Origin of the sequence: Microbacterium suaedae, assembly GCF_003254645.1 — a bacterium.
GTDB lineage: Bacteria > Actinomycetota > Actinomycetes > Actinomycetales > Microbacteriaceae > Microbacterium > Microbacterium suaedae.
This window is the reverse complement of the sequence record NZ_PNFD01000004.1, coordinates 323737-343320: the sequence shown is the minus strand read 5'-3', so window position 1 is coordinate 343320 and position 19584 is coordinate 323737. Positions and strand designations below refer to the sequence as shown.

The window sequence follows — 19584 nt, the reverse complement described above, 5'->3', positions numbered from 1 at the left end:
TCGGGCGGTCTCATCGACAGCCTACCGACACCCCCTGTGCTCCAGCGGCAGGGGACACCGCCGGTCGGTCGGTTTCGGAAAGCGGAAGATTCGCATTTCTTGCGGAGGAATCCGTGCGCAGAACGTGAATACCTCTGCGTAGTCTCGAAGGGCCACAAGCCACCGGGCGGCGAGCACTGTCCGCCGGAACAAAGGAGTCACGCCGCGTGAGCACGCTCTACGAAGCCAGCCGAGTCGAATGGGCCGAACGGGAGGAACTCGCCGAACGGATGATCCCGCTCATCGGCCGTCTGTACCGGCGCCACGGCATCGTGCCCTCGATTCTCGGCCGGCGCCTCATCAATCGCTCGCCGATCGAGATCCTGCGCGCGCACCGCTTCACGCGGAAGGTCGGCGACCAGGTTCTCAGCCCCGTGAAGACGATGGCGGTGCTCGAGGCCCTCGAGCGGATCGCGCCCGGTCCGGCGTCGATCGACGTCGCCCGCCTGGTCACCGAGTTCGACAAGGTCGGTGTCTCTTACGGAGGACGCGAGCTCGAGGCCTTCCTGCAGTCCGAGCTGGCCGAGGTCATCGTCGCCGACCGCAGCACTCCGACCGACGTCGTGCTCTACGGATTCGGCCGGATCGGCAGGCTGGTCGCGCGCCTGCTCATCGCGCACCAGGGATCGGGCGACGGCCTGCGTCTGCGCGCGATCGTCGTGCGCCGCGGATCCGAGGACGATCTGCGAAAGCGCGCGGCGCTGCTGCGGCGCGACTCGGTGCACGGCCCCTTCGCGGGCACGATCGAGATCGATGAGGAGGCGAACACGATCCTCGCCAACGGAACCCTCATCCAGGTGATCTACGCGGAGGATCCCGCCGGAGTCGATTACACGGCCTACGGCATCGACGACGCGATCGTCGTCGACAACACGGGGCGCTGGCGAGACGAGGAGGGACTGTCGCAGCACCTGCGTGCGAACGGCGTGAATCGTGTGCTGCTCACGGCGCCCGGCAAGGGCGACATCAAGAACATCGTCTTCGGCGTCAACAGCGACGACATCTCATCCGACGACGAGGTGATCTCGGCCGCCTCGTGCACGACAAACGCGATCACGCCGGTTCTCGCGGCGCTCGACGACGCCTACGGCGTTCGGCGCGGGCACGTCGAGACGGTGCACTCGTTCACGAACGACCAGAACCTCATCGACAACTTCCACAAGGGTGCCCGTCGTGGACGGGCGGCCTCGCTCAACATGGTCATCACGGAGACGGGGGCGGCGAAGGCCGTCGCGAAGGCCCTTCCGCAGCTGAAGGGGCGGCTGACGGGCAGCGCGATTCGCGTTCCGACGCCGAACGTGTCCCTCGCGATCCTCAATCTCGAGCTCGGAAGGACGACGGCGAAGGACGAGATCAACGCCTTCCTTCGGCAGACGGCGCTCACCTCGCCCCTACGGCAGCAGATCGACTACAGCGAGTCGGCGGAGGCGGTCTCGAGCGACTTCGTCGGTACGAATCGCGCCGGGGTCGTCGATGGGCTCGCGACGCTCGCGGAGGGCGACGAGAACGTCGTGCTGTACGTCTGGTACGACAACGAGTACGGGTACTCCTGCCAGGTGCTGCGCGTGCTGGAGCGCATGGCGGGCGTGCACCCGGTGATCCTGCCGCACCGCGAGCCGGTTCCGGTCGAGGCGGCCATCAAGGAGGAGCTCGCGACGGCGTAGTTCCGGCGACGGCTACTTCGCGACGAGGGTCGTCTCGAAGCTGTACATGTCCGGGCGGTACACGTGCCGCCCGTACTCGATCGCGCGCCCCGCGGCGTCGTATGCGATGCGCTCCATCGTGAGCAGGGGGCTGCCCGCATCGACGTCGAGCAGGCTCGGCTCGTCGTCGTGGGCGCGGCGCGCACCGATGTGCTGTTTGGCGACCCGGATGGTCACGCCGCGGGCGCGGAGCATCGCGTAGAGGCCGTCGGCCTCGAGCTGCTCTTCGGAGACGTCGGCGAACTCGTCGGGGAGGTAGTTCTCGAGCACGGCCATTGGCGTGCCGTCGGTCGTGCGCAGGCGGCGCAACCGGAGCACCTCGGTGCCTGTCGGGATGCTCAGCTTCTCGGCCACGGGTTCGGGCGCCGCGACGATCTCGCGCGCAAGCACGCGCGTGCCCGGTTCGAGAGAGGATCCCTTGAGGTCCTCGTAGAGGCTCGTCAGCTCGACCTCACGCGTCACCTGGCCCTGCACGACCTGCGTTCCGATCCCGCGTCGACGGACGAGCAGCCCTTTGTCGACGACCTCCTGGATCGCCCGCCGTACGGTCGGGCGGGACAGTCCGAGGCGCTGGCCGATCGAGATCTCGTTGTCGAGCCGGGCACCGGCGGGGATGGCGCCGGAGCGGATCGCGTTCTCGAGGCGGCTCGAGATCTGGAAGTACAGCGGGATCGGTCCCGTTCGATCGAGATCGGCGAACAATTCGTCGGGCCAGACGGGTGCGTCGGTGGGCATGGCTCCTCCTCGCGTATTTTGTCCACACAATGTTACCTGAGGAGCGGTTTGTCCGTTTGCACGGCCTGCACGTTGTGATATTGTCAGGACATATGCGGGCATGGCTCGTGAATCATCGGTCCCGACAACGGAGTGTGACGACATGAGCTCTGTCCCCGACGTTCTGGCCATCGGCCGACTCGGCGTCGACATCTATCCCCTGCAGGACGGTGTCGGCCTTGAGAAGGTCGAGACGTTCGGCAAGTATCTCGGCGGAACGGCGGCCAACGTGACGGTCGCCACGGCGCGGCATGGGCATCGCCCCGCGCTCCTCGCGAGGGTCGGTGACGACCCGTTCGGACGATACCTACGGGGTGAGCTCGAGCGGCTCGGCGTCGACACGCGTTACGTCGGCACCGACCCCGAGCTTCAGACTCCGGTCACGTTCTGCGAGATCTTCCCGCCCGACGACTTCCCGCTCTACTTCTACCGTGAGCCCAAGGCGCCCGACATGAACGTCACACCCGACGAGGTCGACGCGGACGCCGTGCGCGAGGCTCGGATCCTCTGGATCACGACAACGGGGCTGAGCGAGGAGCCGAGCCGCTCGACACTGCACACGGCGTTGGCGGCTCGCGAGCGGAGGCCGCACACGATCCTCGACCTCGACTACCGCCCGATGTTCTGGGAGTCTCCCGGCGACGCCACGGCGCAGCTGGAACCGGTCCTTGGGCAGGTCTCGGTCGCCGTCGGCAACCGCGAGGAGTGCGAGGTGGCCGTCGGTGAGACTGAGCCGCAGCGTGCCGCCGACGCCCTCCTTGAGCGCGGCATCGAGATCGCCATCGTGAAGCAGGGGCCGAAGGGCGTGCTCGCCAAGACTCGCGACGAGCAGGTCGAGGTGCCCACCCACTTCGTCGACGTCGTCAACGGCCTCGGGGCCGGCGACGCCTTCGGCGGTGCCCTCTGTCACGGCCTGCTGGAGGGATGGAACCTCGAGCGGACCCTTCGGTTCGCGAACGTCGCGGGTGCGATCGTGGCCTCACGACGTGAGTGTTCGACAGCGATGCCCACCCCGGACGAAGTCGAGCAGGCGATCGCCGGGAGCGCCGTATGAGCGCGGTCGACGAGGCCGACTTCGTCACGCTGCGGGAGATGCGCGCGCGGCGTCCCGAGAAGATCGCGGACGCGTTCAGGGTTCGTCGGCGCCGGCCGCTCCTGGGAGACGACGGCCGCCTCCTGATCGTCGCCGCTGACCACCCTGCGCGTGGATCTCTCTCGGTCGGATCGAACGAATCCGCCATGGCGGACCGTTACGACCTCCTTGAGCGCCTCGCCACGGCCCTCGAACGTCCAGGCGTCGATGGCGTGCTCGGGACGCCCGACATCGTCGACGATCTCGCCGGTCTCGGGCTCCTCGACGACAAGCTGATCGTCGGATCCATGAACCGTGGTGGCCTGCGTGGTGCAACGTTCGAGATGGACGACCGCTACACGGGCTACGACGTGCCGACGATGACCGCGCGCGGCATCGACTTCGCGAAGACGCTCGTGCGCATCAACCTGCAGGACGCCGGCACGGCTCCGACCCTTGAGGCGACGGCGCACGCCGTAACCGCGGCCGCTGCCGCAGGACTGCCGATCATGCTCGAGCCATTCGTCAGTGAGTGGCGCGACGGTCGGATCGTGAACGACCTGACGCCGGATGCCGTGATCCGGTCGATCGCGATCGCCGCGGGTCTCGGCGCCGACAGCTCGCACACCTGGATGAAGCTTCCGGTGGTCGACGACATGGCTCGCGTCATGGCGGCGACCACGATGCCCACGCTGCTGCTCGGAGGCGACGGTGCGGGGGATCCCGACGCGATGTTCGCCTCCTGGCGCGACGCGCTCGCTCTTCCCGGCGTCGTCGGCCTCACGGTCGGTCGCAACCTGCTGTATCCGCCGGACGGCGACGTCGCCGGCGCGGTCGATACGGCCGCGGGCCTCGTCCACACAACCACCTCCACCCTCGTCTGAGTTGAGGACATCATGACTGGAACCACTGACATCCCCACGATCGGCCACTGGATCGACGGCGCCGTGCGCGCCTCGGAGAGCGGTCGCACTGCCCCCGTGTACAACCCCGCGACCGGCGCCCAGCAGGCCCAGGTCGCCCTCGCCGACCAGGCCGAGATCGATGAGGCCATCGCTTCCGCACAGCGCGGGTACGAGGAGTGGTCGCGCTACTCGATCGCGAAGCGTCAGTCCATCCTGTTCTCCTTCCGCGAGCTGCTGAATGCCCGCAAGGGTGAGCTCGCCGAGATCATCACGCGCGAGCACGGCAAGGTGCTCTCCGACGCGATGGGTGAGATCGCCCGCGGGCAGGAGGTCGTCGAGCTCGCGACCGGCTTCGCCCACCTCACGAAGGGAGCGTTCAACGAGAACGCCTCCACAGGGATCGACGTCTACTCGCTCAAGCAGCCGCTCGGCGTCGTCGGGGTCATCAGCCCCTTCAACTTCCCCGCGATGGTTCCGATGTGGTTCTTCCCTGTCGCGATCGCTGCGGGCAACTCGGTCGTGCTCAAGCCGAGCGAGAAGGATCCCTCGGCTGCGCTGTGGATGGCCGAGCTGTGGAAGGAAGCCGGCCTGCCGGACGGCGTCTTCACGGTGCTGCAGGGCGACAAGCTCGCCGTCGACGGCCTGCTCACCGACCCGGTCGTGCAGTCGATCTCATTCGTCGGATCCACGCCCATCGCGAAGTACATCTACGAGACCGCCTCGCAGCATGGCAAGCGGGTGCAGGCCCTCGGCGGCGCGAAGAACCACATGCTCGTGCTGCCCGACGCCGACCTCGACATCGTCGCCGATCAGGCCATCAACGCCGGCTACGGAGCTGCGGGCGAGCGGTGCATGGCGATCTCGGTCGTCCTCGCGGTCGAACCCATCGCCGACGAGCTGATCGAGAAGATCAGCCAGCGCATCGGTGAGCTCCGCATCGGCGACGGCGCATCGCACCCCGAACCGCAGATGGGTCCGCTCATCACGGCCGAGCACCGAGCGAAGGTGTCGGGATACGTCGACATCGCCGAGGCCGACGGCGCGAAGATCGTCGTCGATGGGCGCGACTTCACGGCCCCGGGGTGCGAGGACGGCTTCTTCTTCGGCCCGACGCTCATCGACGACGTCCCGACGAGCTCGCGGGCGTACACGGAGGAGATCTTCGGGCCGGTGCTCGAGGTCGTGCGCGTGAAGAGCTACGACGAGGGCGTGGAGCTCATCAATTCCGGCCAGTTCGGCAACGGCACGGCGATCTTCACGAACGACGGCGGAGCCGCGCGTCGTTTCCAGAACGAGATCCAGGTCGGCATGATCGGAATCAACGTTCCGATCCCCGTGCCGGTCGCGTATCACTCGTTCGGCGGCTGGAAGCAGTCGCTGTTCGGCGACAGCAAGGCGTACGGCGTGCAGGGCTTCGAGTTCTTCACCCGAGAGAAGGCCGTCACGAGTCGGTGGCTGGATCCGGCGACGCACGGCGGCATCAACCTCGGATTCCCGCAGAACGACTGAGAAGGGTCACGGCGATGGGTCAGACCACGCGGATGACGGTGGGGCAGGCCCTCATCGAGTTCCTCGCGAACCAGTGGACGGTCGACGGCGATCACGTCGAGCGCACCGTCCCCGCCACGTTCGGCATCTTCGGCCACGGCAATGTGGCCGGGATCGGGCAGGCGCTGCGCCAGTACAACGAGACGCAGCCCGACCTGATGCCTTACCACCAGGCGCGCAATGAGCAGGCGATGGTGCACCAGGCGGTCGGCTTCGCCCGCATGCACCGCCGCCGGGCCACCTACGCGGCGGCCGCGTCGGTCGGCCCCGGAGCCGCAAACATGCTGACGGGCGCCGCGCTGGCGACAGCCAACCGCCTGCCGGCGCTGCTGTTGCCGAGCGACACCTTCGCGACGCGCGTCGCGGATCCCGTGCTGCAGCAGCTCGAGCACCCGCACGATCTCGGCGTGCAGGTGACCGACGCCTTCCGGCCCGTGTCACGGTTCTTCGACCGCGTGCAGCGGCCCGAGCAGCTCTTCTCCATCGCCCTCGCGGCGATGCGGGTGCTGACGGATCCCGCCGAGACGGGTGCCGTCACGATCGCGCTGCCGGAAGACGTGCAGGCCGAGGCGGTGGACGTCCCGGTGGAGTTCCTGCAGCGCCGCGAATGGCGGATCCGGCGTCCGCGCCCCGAACGCGATGCGCTCGCCGCGGCGGTTCAGGCGATCCGTGATGCCGAGCGGCCCGTGATCGTCGCGGGTGGCGGGGTGCTCTACTCGGGCGCCGAGGACGAGCTGCGTGCCTTCGTCGAGGCGACGGGGATCCCCGTGGGAACCTCGCAGGCCGGCGGTGGCGTGCTCGCGTGGGACCACCCCCAGAACCTCGGCGGAGTCGGCGCGACCGGCACGCTCGCGGCGAACCGGATCGCCGCAGAAGCCGATGTCGTCATCGGCATCGGCACGCGCTACAGCGATTTCACGACGGCCTCGCGCACTGTTTTCCAGCATCCCGATGTGACGTTCGTGAACGTCAATGTCGCCCCGTTCGACGCCTACAAGCACGGCACGCAGCTGCCCGTGATCGCGGACGCCCGCGAGGCGCTCGTGGAGCTCGCGGAGGCGCTCGCCGGCCTCTCGGTGGACAGCGGGTACGCGGAGCGGATCGCCCGTGAGAAAGAGGCGTGGGACGCGGCGGTCGACGAGTCGTTTGCGCCGTCCGGGCTCGCACTGCCCGGACAGCCCGAGATCATCGGCGCCGTGCAGCGGGCGTCTGCGCCCGAGGACGTCGTCGTACAGGCGGCCGGATCCCTGCCCGGCGACCTGCACAAGCTGTGGCGCGTGCGGGATCCGCTCGGCTACCACGTCGAATACGCCTTCAGCTGCATGGGGTACGAGATCGCCGGCGGCCTCGGCGCCAAGCGCGGCGCCGAGGCGTCGGGATCCGACCGCGACGTGATCGTCATGGTCGGCGACGGCTCATACCTCATGCTGAACACGGAGCTCGTCACAGCGGTCGCCGAGGGCATCAAGATCATCACGATCATCATCCAGAACCACGGATACGCGTCGATCGGGCACCTGTCCGAGACCGTCGGATCCGAGAGATTCGGCACGAAGTACCGCGCCTACGACCCGCAGGCCCGCAACTTCCAGGGCGAGGACGTACTTCCCGTCGACCTCGCGGCGAACGCCCGCAGCTACGGCATCGACACGATCGAGATCGAGCCGGGCCCCGGCTCGATCGACCAGCTGTCGGAGGCGATCGCGCGCGCCAAGGCGTCGGAGGCGTCGACCGTGATCCACATCAACAGCGATCCGCTGATCTACGCGCCCGACGGTGCGGGATGGTGGGACGTGCCCGTCGCCGAGGTCTCGACGCTCGAGGCGACCCGCGCCGCCCGTACCGAGTACCTGGAACAGCAGCAGGCGCAGCGGCCGCTGCTCGGCGGCCCGGCAGGGGGTGACGCGTGAACGCCGCCGTCGCAGGTGCGCCCGTGAGTTTCGGTGTGTTCGAGCTCACGCCTGAGGGCGCGGAGACGGTCGACCCCGACGGGCTTGGGGAGATCCTGCAGGCCACCGGCTATTCGGGCATCGACCTCGGACCCGTTGGTTACCTAGGGCGTGGTCACGAGCTGCGTTCGCGGCTCGAGCGTTTCGGACTCGAGCTCGCGGGCGGGTGGATCCAGCTGCCGTTCTCCGACGACGATGCGTTCGCGGAGGCGGTGCCGTCCCTACGGGAGGCGCTGAGCGTGTTTTCCGAGGCGTCCGAGACGGGGCCGTCGCGGTTGCCGTTGCCGACGCTCGCCGACGATGGCTCTGCGGCTCGCGTCGCGGCGCCCGGGCGCGGGCAGGAGGCCGAGCCGCTCGACCCCGATGCGGCCGCGCGTCTGTTCGCGAACGTCGATCGTGCGGCAGGCATCGTCCGAGCCGCCGGATTCGAGCCGACGTTCCACCATCACGCAGGAACGTTCGTCGAGTCTCCGGAGGAAGTCGATGCGTTCCTCGCTCAGACCGACGTCGGCCTCACACTCGATACCGGCCATCTCCTTCTCGCTGGCGGGGATCCCGTCGATGCGGTGCGGCGGTGGGGACTGCGGATCAATCATCTGCATCTGAAGGACGTCGATGTGGGGGCGCTGCGGCGGATTCTTGCGGCAGGCGGCGGGATGGCCGATGTGTGGTCTGGCGGCGCATTCGTGGCGTTCGGGCGCGGCGACGTCGACCTCGCGGGCGTCATGTCCATCGTCGACGAGGGAGCGTATGACGGCTGGATCGTCATAGAGCAGGACGTGCTCAACGGTCCAGACGTCGCGATCAGCGCGTTCCAGGCGGAGCGCGCGCATGACCAGGCTGTCAATCGGAATGCCCTGCGTTCTTGGGTCTGACCACACCGGGAAAGTGAGAATGCAATGACGAATCCTCCCCTCCGTATCGGCCTGATCGGCACCGGCCGCATCGGTCAGGTGCACGCCGCGAATATCGCGTCGAACCCCGAGGCGACGCTGTCGTGGATCGCCGATCCGTTCGTCGCGGGCGCCGAGGCCCTTGCCGCGCGACACGGTGGCCGCGCCACGGACGATCCCGAGCAGCTTCTGACATCCGGCGGTGTGGACGCGGTGCTCGTGGCGTCGCCTACAGCGACCCACATCGACCTCATTGCGCGATCGATCGATCTCGGGCTGCCCGTGCTGTGCGAGAAGCCGATCGATCTCGATATCGCTCGCGTGGACGCGCTGCGTCCGCGGGTGGCGGCGGCGCAGGTCCCGGTCGCGCTCGGGTTCAACAGGCGCTTCGACCCCGCGTTCGCGAGCGTCCGTGCGCGCGTCGCGTCGGGGGAGATCGGCGACCTCGAGCAGCTGACGATCATCAGCCGCGATCCGAGCGCACCTCCTGCCGACTACATCGCTGGCTCGGGCGGCATCTTCCGTGACATGACGATCCACGACTTCGACATGGCGCGCTTCTTCCTGCCCGACATCGTCGAGGTGCAGGCGACGGGGACGACGACGTTCGACGAGGGTGCTCGGCTCCATGGTGACTTCGATACCGCGGTGTGCACGCTCCGGACGGCTTCGGGCGCCATCGTCACGATCATCAACTCGCGCCACAGCGCCGTGGGTTATGACCAGCGCATCGAGGCATTCGGCGGACGGGGGCATCTTTCCGTCGCCAACGCTCCATCGAGCCTCGTGAGCCTCTCGACGTCGAAGTCCGTTGAAGCGAAGCCTCCCTACGAGACGTTCTTCCTCGAGCGCTACGCTCGCGCCTACGCCGTCGAGCTGGACGAGTTCGTCAAGCTCGTGCGCGGCGAGTCATCGACGAGCCCGAGTTTCGAGGATGGACGGGCGGCACTCGTGCTCGCCGAAGCCGCCCAGCGCTCGGCGGTTGACCGCGTCGCCGTGACGGTGGATCTCGGCTGATGGGGTATCGGCTCGCCGCCTGTGCCGAGATGATCTACCTCGACCAGCCATTCGAGGAACGTGTGCGGCGCATCCACGAGCGCGGGTTCGAGATCGAGATCTGGGACTGGACGACGAAGGATCTGCGCGCGCTCGCGGACACCGGCGCGGTGTTCTCGTCGATGACGGGATATGTGCGGGGCGACCTCACGACCGACGACGGTATCGACGCGCTCCTCGAATCGGCCGCGAGATCGCTCGAGCAGGCTGATGCCCTCGACGTGGCGCGTCTGGGGTTGCATGGCACGGGGCTTGGCGAAGGCGGTCTGCCCGTGCGCCCGGTCGAGACGACATCAGGTGCCGACTGGCTGCGCGCCGCCGACACGCTCCGGCGCGTCGCTGAGCTGGGCGAGCGCGCGGGCCGCGTGTTCACGCTCGAGAATCTGAATACGGCGGTCGACCATCCCGGTGTGCCGTTCGCGCGCGCGGCGGACACGATAGCTCTCGTCTCTGCTGTCGACAGCCCCGCACTGCGGCTCAACCTTGACCTCTATCACGCGCAGATCGGCGAAGGGAACCTCGTCGATCTCGTCCGCCGGGCTCTTCCCTGGATCGGCGAGATCCAGGTCGCGGACGTACCGGGCCGGTGTGAGCCGGGCACCGGTGAGATTCGTTATGAGGCCGTCGCGCAGACGCTCCGGGACATCGGATACGAGGGTGTCGTCGGCATGGAGGCGTGGGCGAGTGCCGACTCCGATGCTGCGCTTGATGCGTTCCGCTCCGCGTTCGCCTGATCGTTCGTCGGAGGGGGGCGGGCCCGAGTCGGCGACTCGGGCCCGCTTCTATTAAAGACAGTATGTCTTGACAAATGCGGTTGACTGGCTCATGCTCGTCTTGACACAGCAGTCAGCCGGCATCGGAGTCGGTTGCGCGTGAAGGGAACTTCAATGAAGAAGCGCATTTTCACAGGCCTCGGCATCGTGACGGCGGCCGTCCTGCTCGCGGGATGCTCCGGGACAGGGCAGGAAGCGACAGCACCGGAAGGCGACGGCGGAGCGAGCGCCCCCTCGGATGGCGCCCGCACATACGCCGTGGTCACGCACGCCCCTCCCGGTGATGCGTTCTGGGATCGGATCAAGGCGGGATCTGAGCAGGCGGGCGCGGACTACGACGCCACGATCGTCTACAACGGCGACCCCGATCCCGCCCTGCAGTCGCAGCTCATCGACAACGCGGTCGCGCAGGACGTCGACGGGATCGTCGTGTCGATGGCCAACCCGGAAGGCGTGAAGACGAGCGTCGAGGCGGCCGTGGCGGCTGGGGTGCCCGTCGTGACGATCAACGCCGGAATGGACGAGTCTTCCGAGTACGGGGCGCTCACGCACATCGGGCAGAGCGAGAGCGTCGCCGGCGCCGCCGTCGGCGAGAGGATGGGCGAGGAAGGGTTCTCGAACGTGATCTGCGTCATCCAGGAGGCAGGCCACGTCGGTCTGGAGGAGAGGTGTTCCTCGGCCGCCGATGCATTCTCGGGCGAGATGGAGAACATCATCGTCGACGGTCGCAACGATGCTGAGGTGAAGAACACGCTGCGTGCGAAGCTGCAGTCCGACGCCTCGATCGACGGAGTGCTCGCCCTGGGAGGGCAGTACGCGATCGACGCAGTCGGCGCCGTCGAAGAGTCCGGCAGCGCGGCGCGTGTCGCGACCTTCGACCTCTCCTCAGACGTCCTCACCGAGATCCTGGCGGGAAGCGTGGTCTTCGCGGTCGATCAGCAGCCGTTCGTTCAGGGCTACGTGGGCGTGACGTCGCTCTATCTCAACACGATCAACGGCAACATCCTCGGTGGCGGACAGCCCGTGTACTCGGGGCCGGCGTTTGTGACGTCGGAGAACGCCGAGGTCATCGCCGAATTCGCCGCGAACGGAACACGATGATCATGCTGTCGGATATCCGGGGACGACGGGGCTCCGCGCTGGCAGGAAGGAGCATGAGATGACGACGACAGACATCCTGACGGTTGCGACAAGGCCGCGGCTCGAGAACCATCCGCTGAGGCGTCTTCTGTCGCGACCCGAGATTGGAGCGCTCGTTGCCGCCCTCGCTGTGATGATCTTCTTCTCGGTGTACACGACCTCCTTCATGAGCCTCGCGGGCGCGGGCGTCTGGCTCGAATCGGCATCGACCTTCGGGATCATGGCCGTCGCGGTGGCGCTCCTCATGATCGGCGGAGAGTTCGACCTCTCAGCCGGGGTCATGACGGGGTTCTCTGCGCTCATCGTCGGTGTGCTGACAACCGGATACGGACTCAACATCTGGGTTGCCGCTCTGGTCTCGCTCGTGATCGCCCTCGGCGTCGGCGCGCTCAACGGCTGGATGGTCATGAGAACCGGTCTGCCGAGCTTCATCATCACACTCGCGACGATGTTCATCCTTGCGGGGATGAATCTCGCAGTGACCAAGCTCGTGACGGGTCAGGTCGCCATCCAAGGGATGCGTCAGGTTCCCTTCTACGACACGATCCAGCCGCTCTTCGGGGCATCGCTCTCGATCGGCGGGGGCACGTTCTACGTCTCGGTCCTGTGGTGGATCGTCATCACGGGCCTCGCCACGTGGGTGCTGTTGCGTACGAGGTCAGGAAACTGGATCTTCGCCGTCGGCGGGCAGGTGAACTCCGCCCGGCAGGTCGGCGTTCCCGTGATGACCACGAAGATTGCGCTGTTCATGACGACAGCGGGAGCCGGGTGGCTCGTGGGCATGATCTCGTTGTTCCGCACCTCCACGGTGCAGGCGAATACAGGCTTCGGGCAGGAGTTCATCTACATCATCTGCGCCGTCGTGGGTGGTTGCCTCATGACCGGAGGTTTCGGATCGGCGATCGGCGCTGCGCTCGGTGCCCTCATCTACGGAATGGTGTTCCAGGGCATCACCTTCGCGCAGTGGGACACGAACTGGCTGCGCACCTTCCTCGGGGTCATGCTGCTCTTCGCGGTCCTGCTGAACCACTATGTCCGCACGAGAGGAGGGGCGGCGCGATGAGTGCTCCCATCATCGAGGTCCGAGACGTCGCCAAGTCCTACGGGCCGATTAACGCCCTCTATGGCGTCAGTACGCAGGTCGATCCCGGGGCCGTGACGTGCGTGCTCGGCGACAACGGCGCGGGCAAGTCGACGTTCATCAAGATGCTTGCCGGCGTGCACAGGCCGAGCGAGGGAGAGCTGCTCATTGATGGCACCCCCGTCGCGCTGGACTCGCCGCGCGCGGCTCTCGAGGCCGGCATCGCCACCGTGTACCAGGATCTCGCGGTCGTGCCGCTCATGCCCGTGTGGCGCAACTTCTTCCTCGGCAGCGAGCTCAGGAAAGGCAGGGGGCCGTTTCGGCGGCTCGATGTGCGGCGGATGAAGGAGATCACCCTCCTCGAGCTCGCGAACATGGGGATCGAGTTGCGGGACGTCGATCAGCCGATCGGTACCCTCTCAGGCGGAGAACGGCAGTGCGTCGCGATTGCCCGCGCGGTGTACTTCGGGGCTCGAGTGCTGATCCTCGATGAGCCGACGGCGGCCCTCGGCGTCAAACAGTCGGGGGTCGTGCTGAAGTACATCGCCCGGTCTCGCGACCGCGGTCTCGGCGTCGTGTTCATCACCCACAATCCCCACCACGCCTACCCCGTGGGCGATCGATTCCTGCTACTTAACCGAGGAACGAGTCTCGGTGACTTCTCAAAGTCCGAGATCACCCTCGCCGAGCTCACGAGCATGATGGCCGGAGGAGGCGAGCTGGATGCGCTCGCGCACGAGCTGGAACGATCGGGGCCCCGTGGGCCTCGTCCCTGATCTCATCGTCTCGAGTCAAAAGGAGCCACACATGGCATCCCACCCCCTAGGAATCGCCGTCATCGGCGCAGGAATGGCAGGGAAGGCCCACGCGCATGCATACAGGGAAGCCGGATCCGTATACGCGTCGACGATTCCGCCCGTGCGGCTCGTCTCGATCTGCGACCTCAACGCGCAGCTCGCGGAAGAGGCAGCCGCGCGGTTCGGTTATGAGCGGCACGATGTCGACTGGAGGGCGATCGTCGACGATCCCGACATCCACGTCGTCAGCATCGTCGTCGCGAATTTCCTGCATCGCGAGATCGTCGAGGCGCTGCTCGCGGCAGGCAAGCATGTGCTCTGTGAGAAGCCTCTGAGCGACACGATCGAGGACGCCGAGGCGATGGCAGAGGCCGCGCGGAGCGCGTCCTCGATCGCGCGCATCGGGCTCACCTATCGTCGCGCTCCCGGGATCGCATTCGTGCGCGAGCTCGTACAGTCGGGGCGTCTGGGGGACGTGCTCCACTTCAGCGGCCGATACTGGGCCGACTACGGCGCCCACACCGACGCGCCGATGAGCTGGCGCTATCGGGGCCCGAACGGATCCGGGGCGCTCGGTGACATCGGGAGTCACCTGAGCTACGTTGCCGAGTTCATCTGCGGCGACATGGTGTCGGTGTCGGGTGCGCAGCTGTCGACCGCGATCACGGAGCGGCCGAAGCCGCTCGGGGCCATCGTCGGGCATACGCGAGGTGGCGCGAGCGACGAGATGGTGCCCGTCGAGAACGATGACTACGCGGGCTTCACGGCCGAGTTCGCGCAAGGATCCGGAACGCTCGAGGTCTCGCGCGTCGCCGTCGCACACCCGTCGACGCTGTTCTTCGAGGTCTTCGGCACGAAGGGCGCGGCACGGTGGGACCAGCGGAGCTTCGCCGAGGCCGAGGTGGCATTCCACGACGACCCCGAGGATGTCATCGGGTACCGGACCGTGCGCCTTGGGCCGGCGCATCCGTACCTCGCGAATGGCCTCCCCATGGATTCACCCGGCGTCGGTCACGGTCAGAACGAGCCGTTCGTCTACCAGGCGCGCGCGTTCCTCGAGGAAGTCGCGGGAATCCCCGAGGAGGCGTCGCTGCCACGCAATGCGTCGTTTGAGGAGGGGCTGCGAAATATGAGGCTCTTGGACGCCGTGGTGCAGTCGCATGAGGCGGGCGGTGCCGCTGTCGAGGTGCCCGCACTCTAAGGACGCCGCATCACAACGCAGTCAATACGTCGGGCGATGGGGTGCATACGTGGCTCCACTGCTCGTGTGGCTCAAATTGACTGCGTTGTGTTGTGGAGGTGCGCCTGACGCAGACGATCCCGGTCGAGCGCGGTGGTGCGTTCGCGCCGCCCCCGACCGGGATCGGTGCTGTCACGCCGTGATGTACCCGTTCGGGTCGAGGACGTACTTCTTGGCGGCTCCTTGATCGAACTCGGCGTATGCCGCGGGTGCCTCATCGAGCGGGATCGCCGTCGCGTTCACGGCCTTCGCGATCTGCACCTTGTCGTGGAGGATCGCCTGCATGAGCTGTCGGTTGTACTTCATGACCGGGCACTGCCCGGTCGCGAACGACAGCGACTTCGCCCAGCCGAGACCGAGGCGGATCGACAGGGATCCGACCTTCGCCGCCTCGTCGACACCGCCCGGGTCGCCCGTCACATAGAGGCCGGGGATCCCGAGGGAACCGCCGGCCTCGGTGAGATCCATGAGCGAGTTCAGAACGGTCGCGGGCGCCTCGTGTCCGGCGTCGGCACCGTGGCCCCGCGCCTCGAAGCCGACCGCGTCGACGCCGCACTCCACCTCGGGCACACCCAGGATCTGCTCGATCTGATCGCGCGGATCGCCCTTCGAGACGTCCACCGTTTCGCAGCCGAACGAACGCACCTGCGCGAGGCGGTCGGGGTTGAGGTCGCCGACGATGACGCACGCCGCTCCCAGGAGCTGCGCGCCGACGGCGGCGGCGACGCCGACGGGGCCGGCTCCGGCGATGTACACCGTCGATCCAGGCCGCACGCCCGCGGTGTAGGCGCCGTGGAAGCCGGTCGGGAAGATGTCGGACAGCATCGTGAGGTCGAGGATCTTCTCGAGGGCCTGCTCGCGGTCTGGGAACTTCAGCAGGTTCCAGTCGGCGTAGGGCACGAGAACGTACTCGGCCTGGCCGCCGACCCAGCCGCCCATGTCGACGTACCCGTAGGCGCTTCCGGGGCGGTCGGGGTTGACGTTCAGGCAGATGCCGGTCTTGCCCTCCTTGCAGTTGCGGCAGCGGCCGCACGCGATGTTGAAGGGGACCGAGACGATGTCTCCGACCTTGATGAACTCGACGTCGGGCCCGACCTCGATGACCTCGCCCGTGATCTCGTGCCCGAGGATGAGGCCCTCCGGGGCTGTGGTTCGACCGCGCACCATGTGCTGGTCGGATCCGCAGATGTTCGTGCTCACGGTGCGCAGGATCACGCCGTGGGGAACCTTGCGTCCGACGTTGGCGGGGTTGACGCCGGGGCCGTCCTTGAGCTCGAACTCCGGGTAGGGGGTATCGACCACCTCGACGATTCCGGGGCCCTTATACGCGACTGCTCTGTTGCCAGACATCCTTGTCCTTTCCGGGGTGTGCGGCGGGTTTCGCCTCTCTGAGCGTCCCCCGGTTCGCACGGCCGAACAATCGTCCTTCGGGTGGGCTCTGCCCATCCTTTCGGGTAGCTCCGAAATGAGGGGGATGGGCGGATATCCTGTGGCGATGGACGATGGGGCGCGTGGTGACTTCCTGCGCCGGCTCTACGACGTGCTCGCCTCGCCGCTGCGGTCGATCGTCCATGAGCTCTCGGTCTTTCTCGCACCGCTGGTGACGCACTCGGCGCTCGTGGTGCTGGCGGCCGACACCAGCGGCGGGCGACTGCAGGGATCCGGCGACCCAGAGTTCATTCGCGGCGTGAGGGGGCTCGAGCTCGACCGGCTGCGGCGTGAGGTGCCGAGCGTCGAGGCCGTGCGGCGCACGTCGCTGACCGTCGGCGGGGTCGAGCGTGCCGTCCTGCTCGTGCACTCTCGCAACGACGCCGTGCTCGTCGTCGCCGATCCCGGTCCGCTCGACGACACCTCGCGCGTGCTGGACATCTGGAACATCGTGGCGCTGCACGTGCAGGAGCGCGCCGATGAAGCCGCGCCCGACTACCTGCAGCATGCCCGCGCGACCTCCGGTACGCGTCTCAAGGCACTCACCGAGCTCGCCGACGAGTATTCAATGACGCTCGAAGCCGTTCTCTCAACGCTGCGCTCGCAGCGACTCGGCGATGCGGAGGCTCGTGGCGCCGCGATCGCCCGTGCCGCCGACGGCCTCGTGAGCCTGCGAACCGCGGGGGATCAGGTGCGAACTCTGACGGAAGAGCCCGTCGTGACGGCGTTCGATCGGTTGAAGGAGGATCTTCGCCCCGTGACGCGGCATCGCGAGATCGAGGTGCAGTTCATCGATCCGCCGAGCGATGGGCGTCCGCTGCCCGGGGAGGTCGCCCGCGGCGCACGGGCCGTCGTGCGGCGCGCGATCCTTTCCCTCGTGGACATCCCGGACGTTCGCCGGGCGCGGGTGCAATGGGACTGCGACGGGAGCAGCCTCCTCATGAGCATCCGCGACGACGGGCCGGGCACGATGGCCGGTGCGGATGCGGTGCTGGGCGGCATCCGGCAGCGGATCCAGGCGCTCAACGGGCGCCTCTCCGTGGACGCCACGCCGGGATGGGGCACCGAGCTGGCCGCGGTGATCCCGCTCGATCCGCCGCACGCGCATGCGGCGTCCGCAGCCATGGCGCAGTTGCGCCCGCGCGAGGTGCAGGTCGCGGCGCTCTTGGTCGCGGGGTATCGGAACCGCGCGATCGCGGAAGAGCTCGGGATCAGCGAGAACACGGTGAAGTTCCACGTCTCGCGCATTCTGCAGAAGCTCGGCGCCGCCTCGCGAGCAGAGGCGGTCGCCGTGCTGCTCGCTGCGCAGGGGTCCTGAATCGTCTCCTGCTCTGATCAGGGGACACGCCCTAAGATCGACAGGGACACAGGAGGTGCCGTGAGGCGGAACGCAGAGGCAATCGAGGAGGGCGTCGCGATCGCTCTCGCCGCCGCGCGCCTGCAGGTCAAGAATCGGATCCTCGTCGACACGATCGTCGACGGCGACGACTTCGCGCCCGAGGTGTTCGGCGGAGACGCCCGTGAGGCGCTCATGGGGCTCGCCGCGGAACAGGACGAGGCCGCGTCGGCGATGAGCATGCTGCGCGTCAAGGCGTGGGGACGCCACAGCGATCCTCACGGCACGCACGACTATCGCGACCGCGACGTGCGCAACCTGCGCCGGCGAGCGAAGCAGTACGCAGGCGTCGCGAAGCGTCTGCGCCTGCTTGCCGAGTCGGAAGACGACGTGCACCGGATCGTCGAGGAGGCGCGCGACGCCGCCTGGCACGACGTCGAGAACAACATCGATACGCGTCTGCGGATCGAGGCGATGCGCCCCGACGACGACCCCGACTACGAGAAGATGCGCGAAGCGCGGATGCAGGCGCTGCGTCTGGTCGACCTGCAGCGACTCTCGAGCGAGGCCAAGAAGCGGCAGGCGGCTGACGGCGTCGCCAGCTGACGTCCAGACACGCCCGAGCCTGTGAGGATCTTCGCCCGATTTCCCTTCTGCGCGAAGGTCGTTGTAGGCTATATGAGTTGCCACGGCAACGACAGCGCGCCCCTAGCTCAATGGATAGAGCATCTGACTACGGATCAGAAGGTTGGGGGTTCGAGTCCCTCGGGGCGCACTGGTCACGAAGGCCCGGTTCTGCGGAACCGGGCCTTCGTCGTTCCCGGTGGGGATCCCTCGCCCTGCGGAGGGGAATCGCGCGCCGGAGGACGAGGTCCCCAAGTGCCTCCTCCTTTGTGCAGGAATCCTCCGAGAGGTGAGGGATCTCCTCCCGAGCGCGTCGGGAATGGCCCGCGGGCGACCGGCGTTCTCCCCACCGTGGCCGAGACGACGCAGTTCGCTGATCCGATGTCCCTCGAGCGGGTTCTCGCGGGCATGGAATGGAACGTGCATACGGGGCACCGGCCGTCGCTCGAGGCGGGGGAGAAGCTGCCGGTCCGCACGGGCATCGCCACGCTCGGCTATGTCTCCTCCGGCCGCGTGACCGGTGCGAGCGGCGAGCACCGCATCGACCTGCCAGAGGGTGGTGCCTTCGTCGCGACGGGTCGCGTGTCCTTCGCGCTCCGCGCCGACGCGGGCGCCGAGCTCGTAATCGCCGAGCTGGATCCCGCGCCCGATGCGCCACCCGCGATCGGCCTCATCCCCGATGTGCTCTCCGTGCGTCGATTCGCGGAGGTCGAGCCGACGATCGCGGCGATCGCCCGCGATATCGGCGCCCCCGCCTGCGGACAGCATCGTGCGGCGGACGGGACGATCTGCGCGCTCATGGCGACGACGGTCGTCCTCGCCGCGATCCGAGCGTGGGCAGAGGCGGGTTGCGCGCCGACCGGGTGGCCGGCGCGCTCTGCGGATCCGTTCCTCGCTCGCGTACTCGACGCGATCCACGACGAGCCCGGCAGGCCGTGGTCTGTCGGCGAGCTCGCGTCGCTCGGTGCCATGTCGCGCAGCGTGTTCGCCGATCGTTTCCGCGTCGCGACAGGGCAGACGCCCGCCGCCTACCTCAGCGCCGTGCGCATCGACGCGGCGAAGTCGATGCTCGCGTCCGGTGCGAGCGTCTCCGACACAGCGAGGCGGCTGGGGTATGCCTCCGATGAGGGCTTCAGCCGGGCCTTCCGCCGCGGCGTCGGGCTGGCGCCGTCGATGTGGCGCGCGCGGCCGGATCCGGCGCCTGTGTGAGTCCGCATCGGCGGAGA

At 67.8% G+C, this 19584-nt stretch carries 17 protein-coding genes and 1 tRNA gene; 16 read left to right on the top strand and 2 right to left on the bottom strand.

Annotated elements, in window-relative coordinates; genetic code table 11:
- Positions 1–206 precede the first annotated feature (206 nt).
- Positions 207–1703: a glyceraldehyde-3-phosphate dehydrogenase gene (locus C0012_RS13890; RefSeq protein ID WP_111467187.1), complete on the top strand. Its 1497-nt coding sequence runs from the start codon at positions 207–209 to the stop codon at positions 1701–1703.
- A gap of 12 nt (positions 1704–1715) precedes the next feature.
- Here the strand turns inward: C0012_RS13890 and C0012_RS13885 are convergent, their stop codons facing one another.
- Positions 1716–2477 (bottom strand): GntR family transcriptional regulator, encoded by a 762-nt coding sequence (locus tag C0012_RS13885; RefSeq protein WP_111467186.1) that lies wholly within the window; start codon positions 2475–2477, stop codon positions 1716–1718.
- 142 nt (positions 2478–2619) lie between these two features.
- Between C0012_RS13885 and iolC the strand changes: the two genes are divergently transcribed.
- The 11 genes from iolC (at position 2620) to C0012_RS13830 (ending at position 14931) form a co-directional block, all read left to right on the top strand.
- A complete protein-coding gene (iolC, locus tag C0012_RS13880) occupies positions 2620–3570 on the top strand; it encodes a 5-dehydro-2-deoxygluconokinase (protein ID WP_111467185.1) in 951 nt (316 codons plus the stop codon).
- Positions 3567–4472, top strand: coding sequence for a class I fructose-bisphosphate aldolase (locus C0012_RS13875; RefSeq protein WP_162622953.1), 906 nt, complete (start codon positions 3567–3569; stop codon positions 4470–4472). The genes iolC and C0012_RS13875 overlap by 4 nt, the downstream gene beginning before the upstream one ends.
- A 12-nt stretch (positions 4473–4484) precedes the next feature.
- Positions 4485–6002 (top strand): CoA-acylating methylmalonate-semialdehyde dehydrogenase, encoded by a 1518-nt coding sequence (locus C0012_RS13870; RefSeq protein ID WP_111467184.1) that lies wholly within the window; start codon positions 4485–4487, stop codon positions 6000–6002.
- A gap of 14 nt (positions 6003–6016) precedes the next feature.
- Positions 6017–7951, top strand: a complete 1935-nt coding sequence (gene iolD / locus C0012_RS13865) for a 3D-(3,5/4)-trihydroxycyclohexane-1,2-dione acylhydrolase (decyclizing) (protein ID WP_111467183.1) — start codon at positions 6017–6019, stop codon at positions 7949–7951.
- Positions 7948–8865, top strand: a complete 918-nt coding sequence (locus C0012_RS13860; protein WP_111467182.1) for a sugar phosphate isomerase/epimerase family protein — start codon at positions 7948–7950, stop codon at positions 8863–8865. The genes iolD and C0012_RS13860 overlap by 4 nt, the downstream gene beginning before the upstream one ends.
- A gap of 24 nt (positions 8866–8889) precedes the next feature.
- The gene (gene iolG / locus C0012_RS13855; protein ID WP_111467181.1) at positions 8890–9900 is read left to right on the top strand and encodes an inositol 2-dehydrogenase; all 1011 of its coding nucleotides are present in this window, start codon (positions 8890–8892) and stop codon (positions 9898–9900) included.
- The gene (locus tag C0012_RS13850; protein ID WP_111467180.1) at positions 9900–10673 is read left to right on the top strand and encodes a TIM barrel protein; all 774 of its coding nucleotides are present in this window, start codon (positions 9900–9902) and stop codon (positions 10671–10673) included. Before iolG ends, C0012_RS13850 begins: the two co-directional genes overlap by 1 nt.
- A 153-nt stretch (positions 10674–10826) precedes the next feature.
- Positions 10827–11813, top strand: coding sequence for a substrate-binding domain-containing protein (locus tag C0012_RS13845; protein WP_111467179.1), 987 nt, complete (start codon positions 10827–10829; stop codon positions 11811–11813).
- Positions 11814–11871: 58 nt separating this feature from the next.
- Positions 11872–12915, top strand: a complete 1044-nt coding sequence (locus C0012_RS13840) for an ABC transporter permease (RefSeq protein ID WP_111467178.1) — start codon at positions 11872–11874, stop codon at positions 12913–12915.
- Complete coding sequence (locus C0012_RS13835) at positions 12912–13709, top strand: ATP-binding cassette domain-containing protein (RefSeq protein WP_111467177.1); 798 nt, start codon at positions 12912–12914, stop codon at positions 13707–13709. Before C0012_RS13840 ends, C0012_RS13835 begins: the two co-directional genes overlap by 4 nt.
- 31 nt (positions 13710–13740) lie before the next feature.
- Entirely contained in the window at positions 13741–14931 is a 1191-nt protein-coding gene (locus C0012_RS13830; RefSeq protein WP_111467227.1) for a Gfo/Idh/MocA family protein, read from the top strand.
- Between the two features lie 171 nt (positions 14932–15102).
- On the opposite strand, the gene fdhA is transcribed toward C0012_RS13830, so the two are convergent.
- On the bottom strand, positions 15103–16320 hold the full coding sequence (gene fdhA / locus C0012_RS13825; RefSeq protein ID WP_111467176.1) for a formaldehyde dehydrogenase, glutathione-independent: 1218 nt from the start codon (positions 16318–16320) through the stop codon (positions 15103–15105).
- A 145-nt stretch (positions 16321–16465) separates the two neighbouring features.
- On the opposite strand from fdhA, the gene C0012_RS13820 reads away from it, so the two are divergent.
- From C0012_RS13820 to C0012_RS13805, 4 genes are all read left to right on the top strand, one after another.
- The gene (locus C0012_RS13820; RefSeq protein ID WP_111467175.1) at positions 16466–17716 is read left to right on the top strand and encodes a helix-turn-helix transcriptional regulator; all 1251 of its coding nucleotides are present in this window, start codon (positions 16466–16468) and stop codon (positions 17714–17716) included.
- Positions 17717–17776: 60 nt separating this feature from the next.
- Positions 17777–18340, top strand: coding sequence for an asparagine synthase (locus C0012_RS13815; RefSeq protein WP_111467174.1), 564 nt, complete (start codon positions 17777–17779; stop codon positions 18338–18340).
- Positions 18341–18436: 96 nt separating this feature from the next.
- Positions 18437–18509, top strand: a tRNA-Arg gene (locus tag C0012_RS13810).
- A 230-nt stretch (positions 18510–18739) separates the two neighbouring features.
- A complete protein-coding gene (locus C0012_RS13805) occupies positions 18740–19567 on the top strand; it encodes a helix-turn-helix domain-containing protein (protein WP_162622952.1) in 828 nt (275 codons plus the stop codon).
- Positions 19568–19584: the final 17 nt, after the last annotated feature.

Bases quoted from the DNA above. Each gene is read 5' to 3' on its own strand.
- C0012_RS13885 (WP_111467186.1), bottom strand. From the start codon at position 2,477: ATGCCCACCGACGCACCCGTCTGGCCCGACGAATTGTTCGCCGATCTC.
- iolC (WP_111467185.1), top strand. From the start codon at position 2,620: ATGAGCTCTGTCCCCGACGTTCTGGCCATCGGCCGACTCGGCGTCGAC.
- C0012_RS13875 (WP_162622953.1), top strand. From the start codon at position 3,567: ATGAGCGCGGTCGACGAGGCCGACTTCGTCACGCTGCGGGAGATGCGC.
- C0012_RS13870 (WP_111467184.1), top strand. From the start codon at position 4,485: ATGACTGGAACCACTGACATCCCCACGATCGGCCACTGGATCGACGGC.
- iolD (WP_111467183.1), top strand. From the start codon at position 6,017: ATGGGTCAGACCACGCGGATGACGGTGGGGCAGGCCCTCATCGAGTTC.
- iolG (WP_111467181.1), top strand. From the start codon at position 8,890: ATGACGAATCCTCCCCTCCGTATCGGCCTGATCGGCACCGGCCGCATC.
- C0012_RS13850 (WP_111467180.1), top strand. From the start codon at position 9,900: ATGGGGTATCGGCTCGCCGCCTGTGCCGAGATGATCTACCTCGACCAG.
- C0012_RS13845 (WP_111467179.1), top strand. From the start codon at position 10,827: ATGAAGAAGCGCATTTTCACAGGCCTCGGCATCGTGACGGCGGCCGTC.
- C0012_RS13840 (WP_111467178.1), top strand. From the start codon at position 11,872: ATGACGACGACAGACATCCTGACGGTTGCGACAAGGCCGCGGCTCGAG.
- C0012_RS13835 (WP_111467177.1), top strand. From the start codon at position 12,912: ATGAGTGCTCCCATCATCGAGGTCCGAGACGTCGCCAAGTCCTACGGG.
- C0012_RS13830 (WP_111467227.1), top strand. From the start codon at position 13,741: ATGGCATCCCACCCCCTAGGAATCGCCGTCATCGGCGCAGGAATGGCA.
- fdhA (WP_111467176.1), bottom strand. From the start codon at position 16,320: ATGTCTGGCAACAGAGCAGTCGCGTATAAGGGCCCCGGAATCGTCGAG.
- C0012_RS13820 (WP_111467175.1), top strand. From the start codon at position 16,466: ATGGACGATGGGGCGCGTGGTGACTTCCTGCGCCGGCTCTACGACGTG.
- C0012_RS13805 (WP_162622952.1), top strand. From the start codon at position 18,740: ATGTCCCTCGAGCGGGTTCTCGCGGGCATGGAATGGAACGTGCATACG.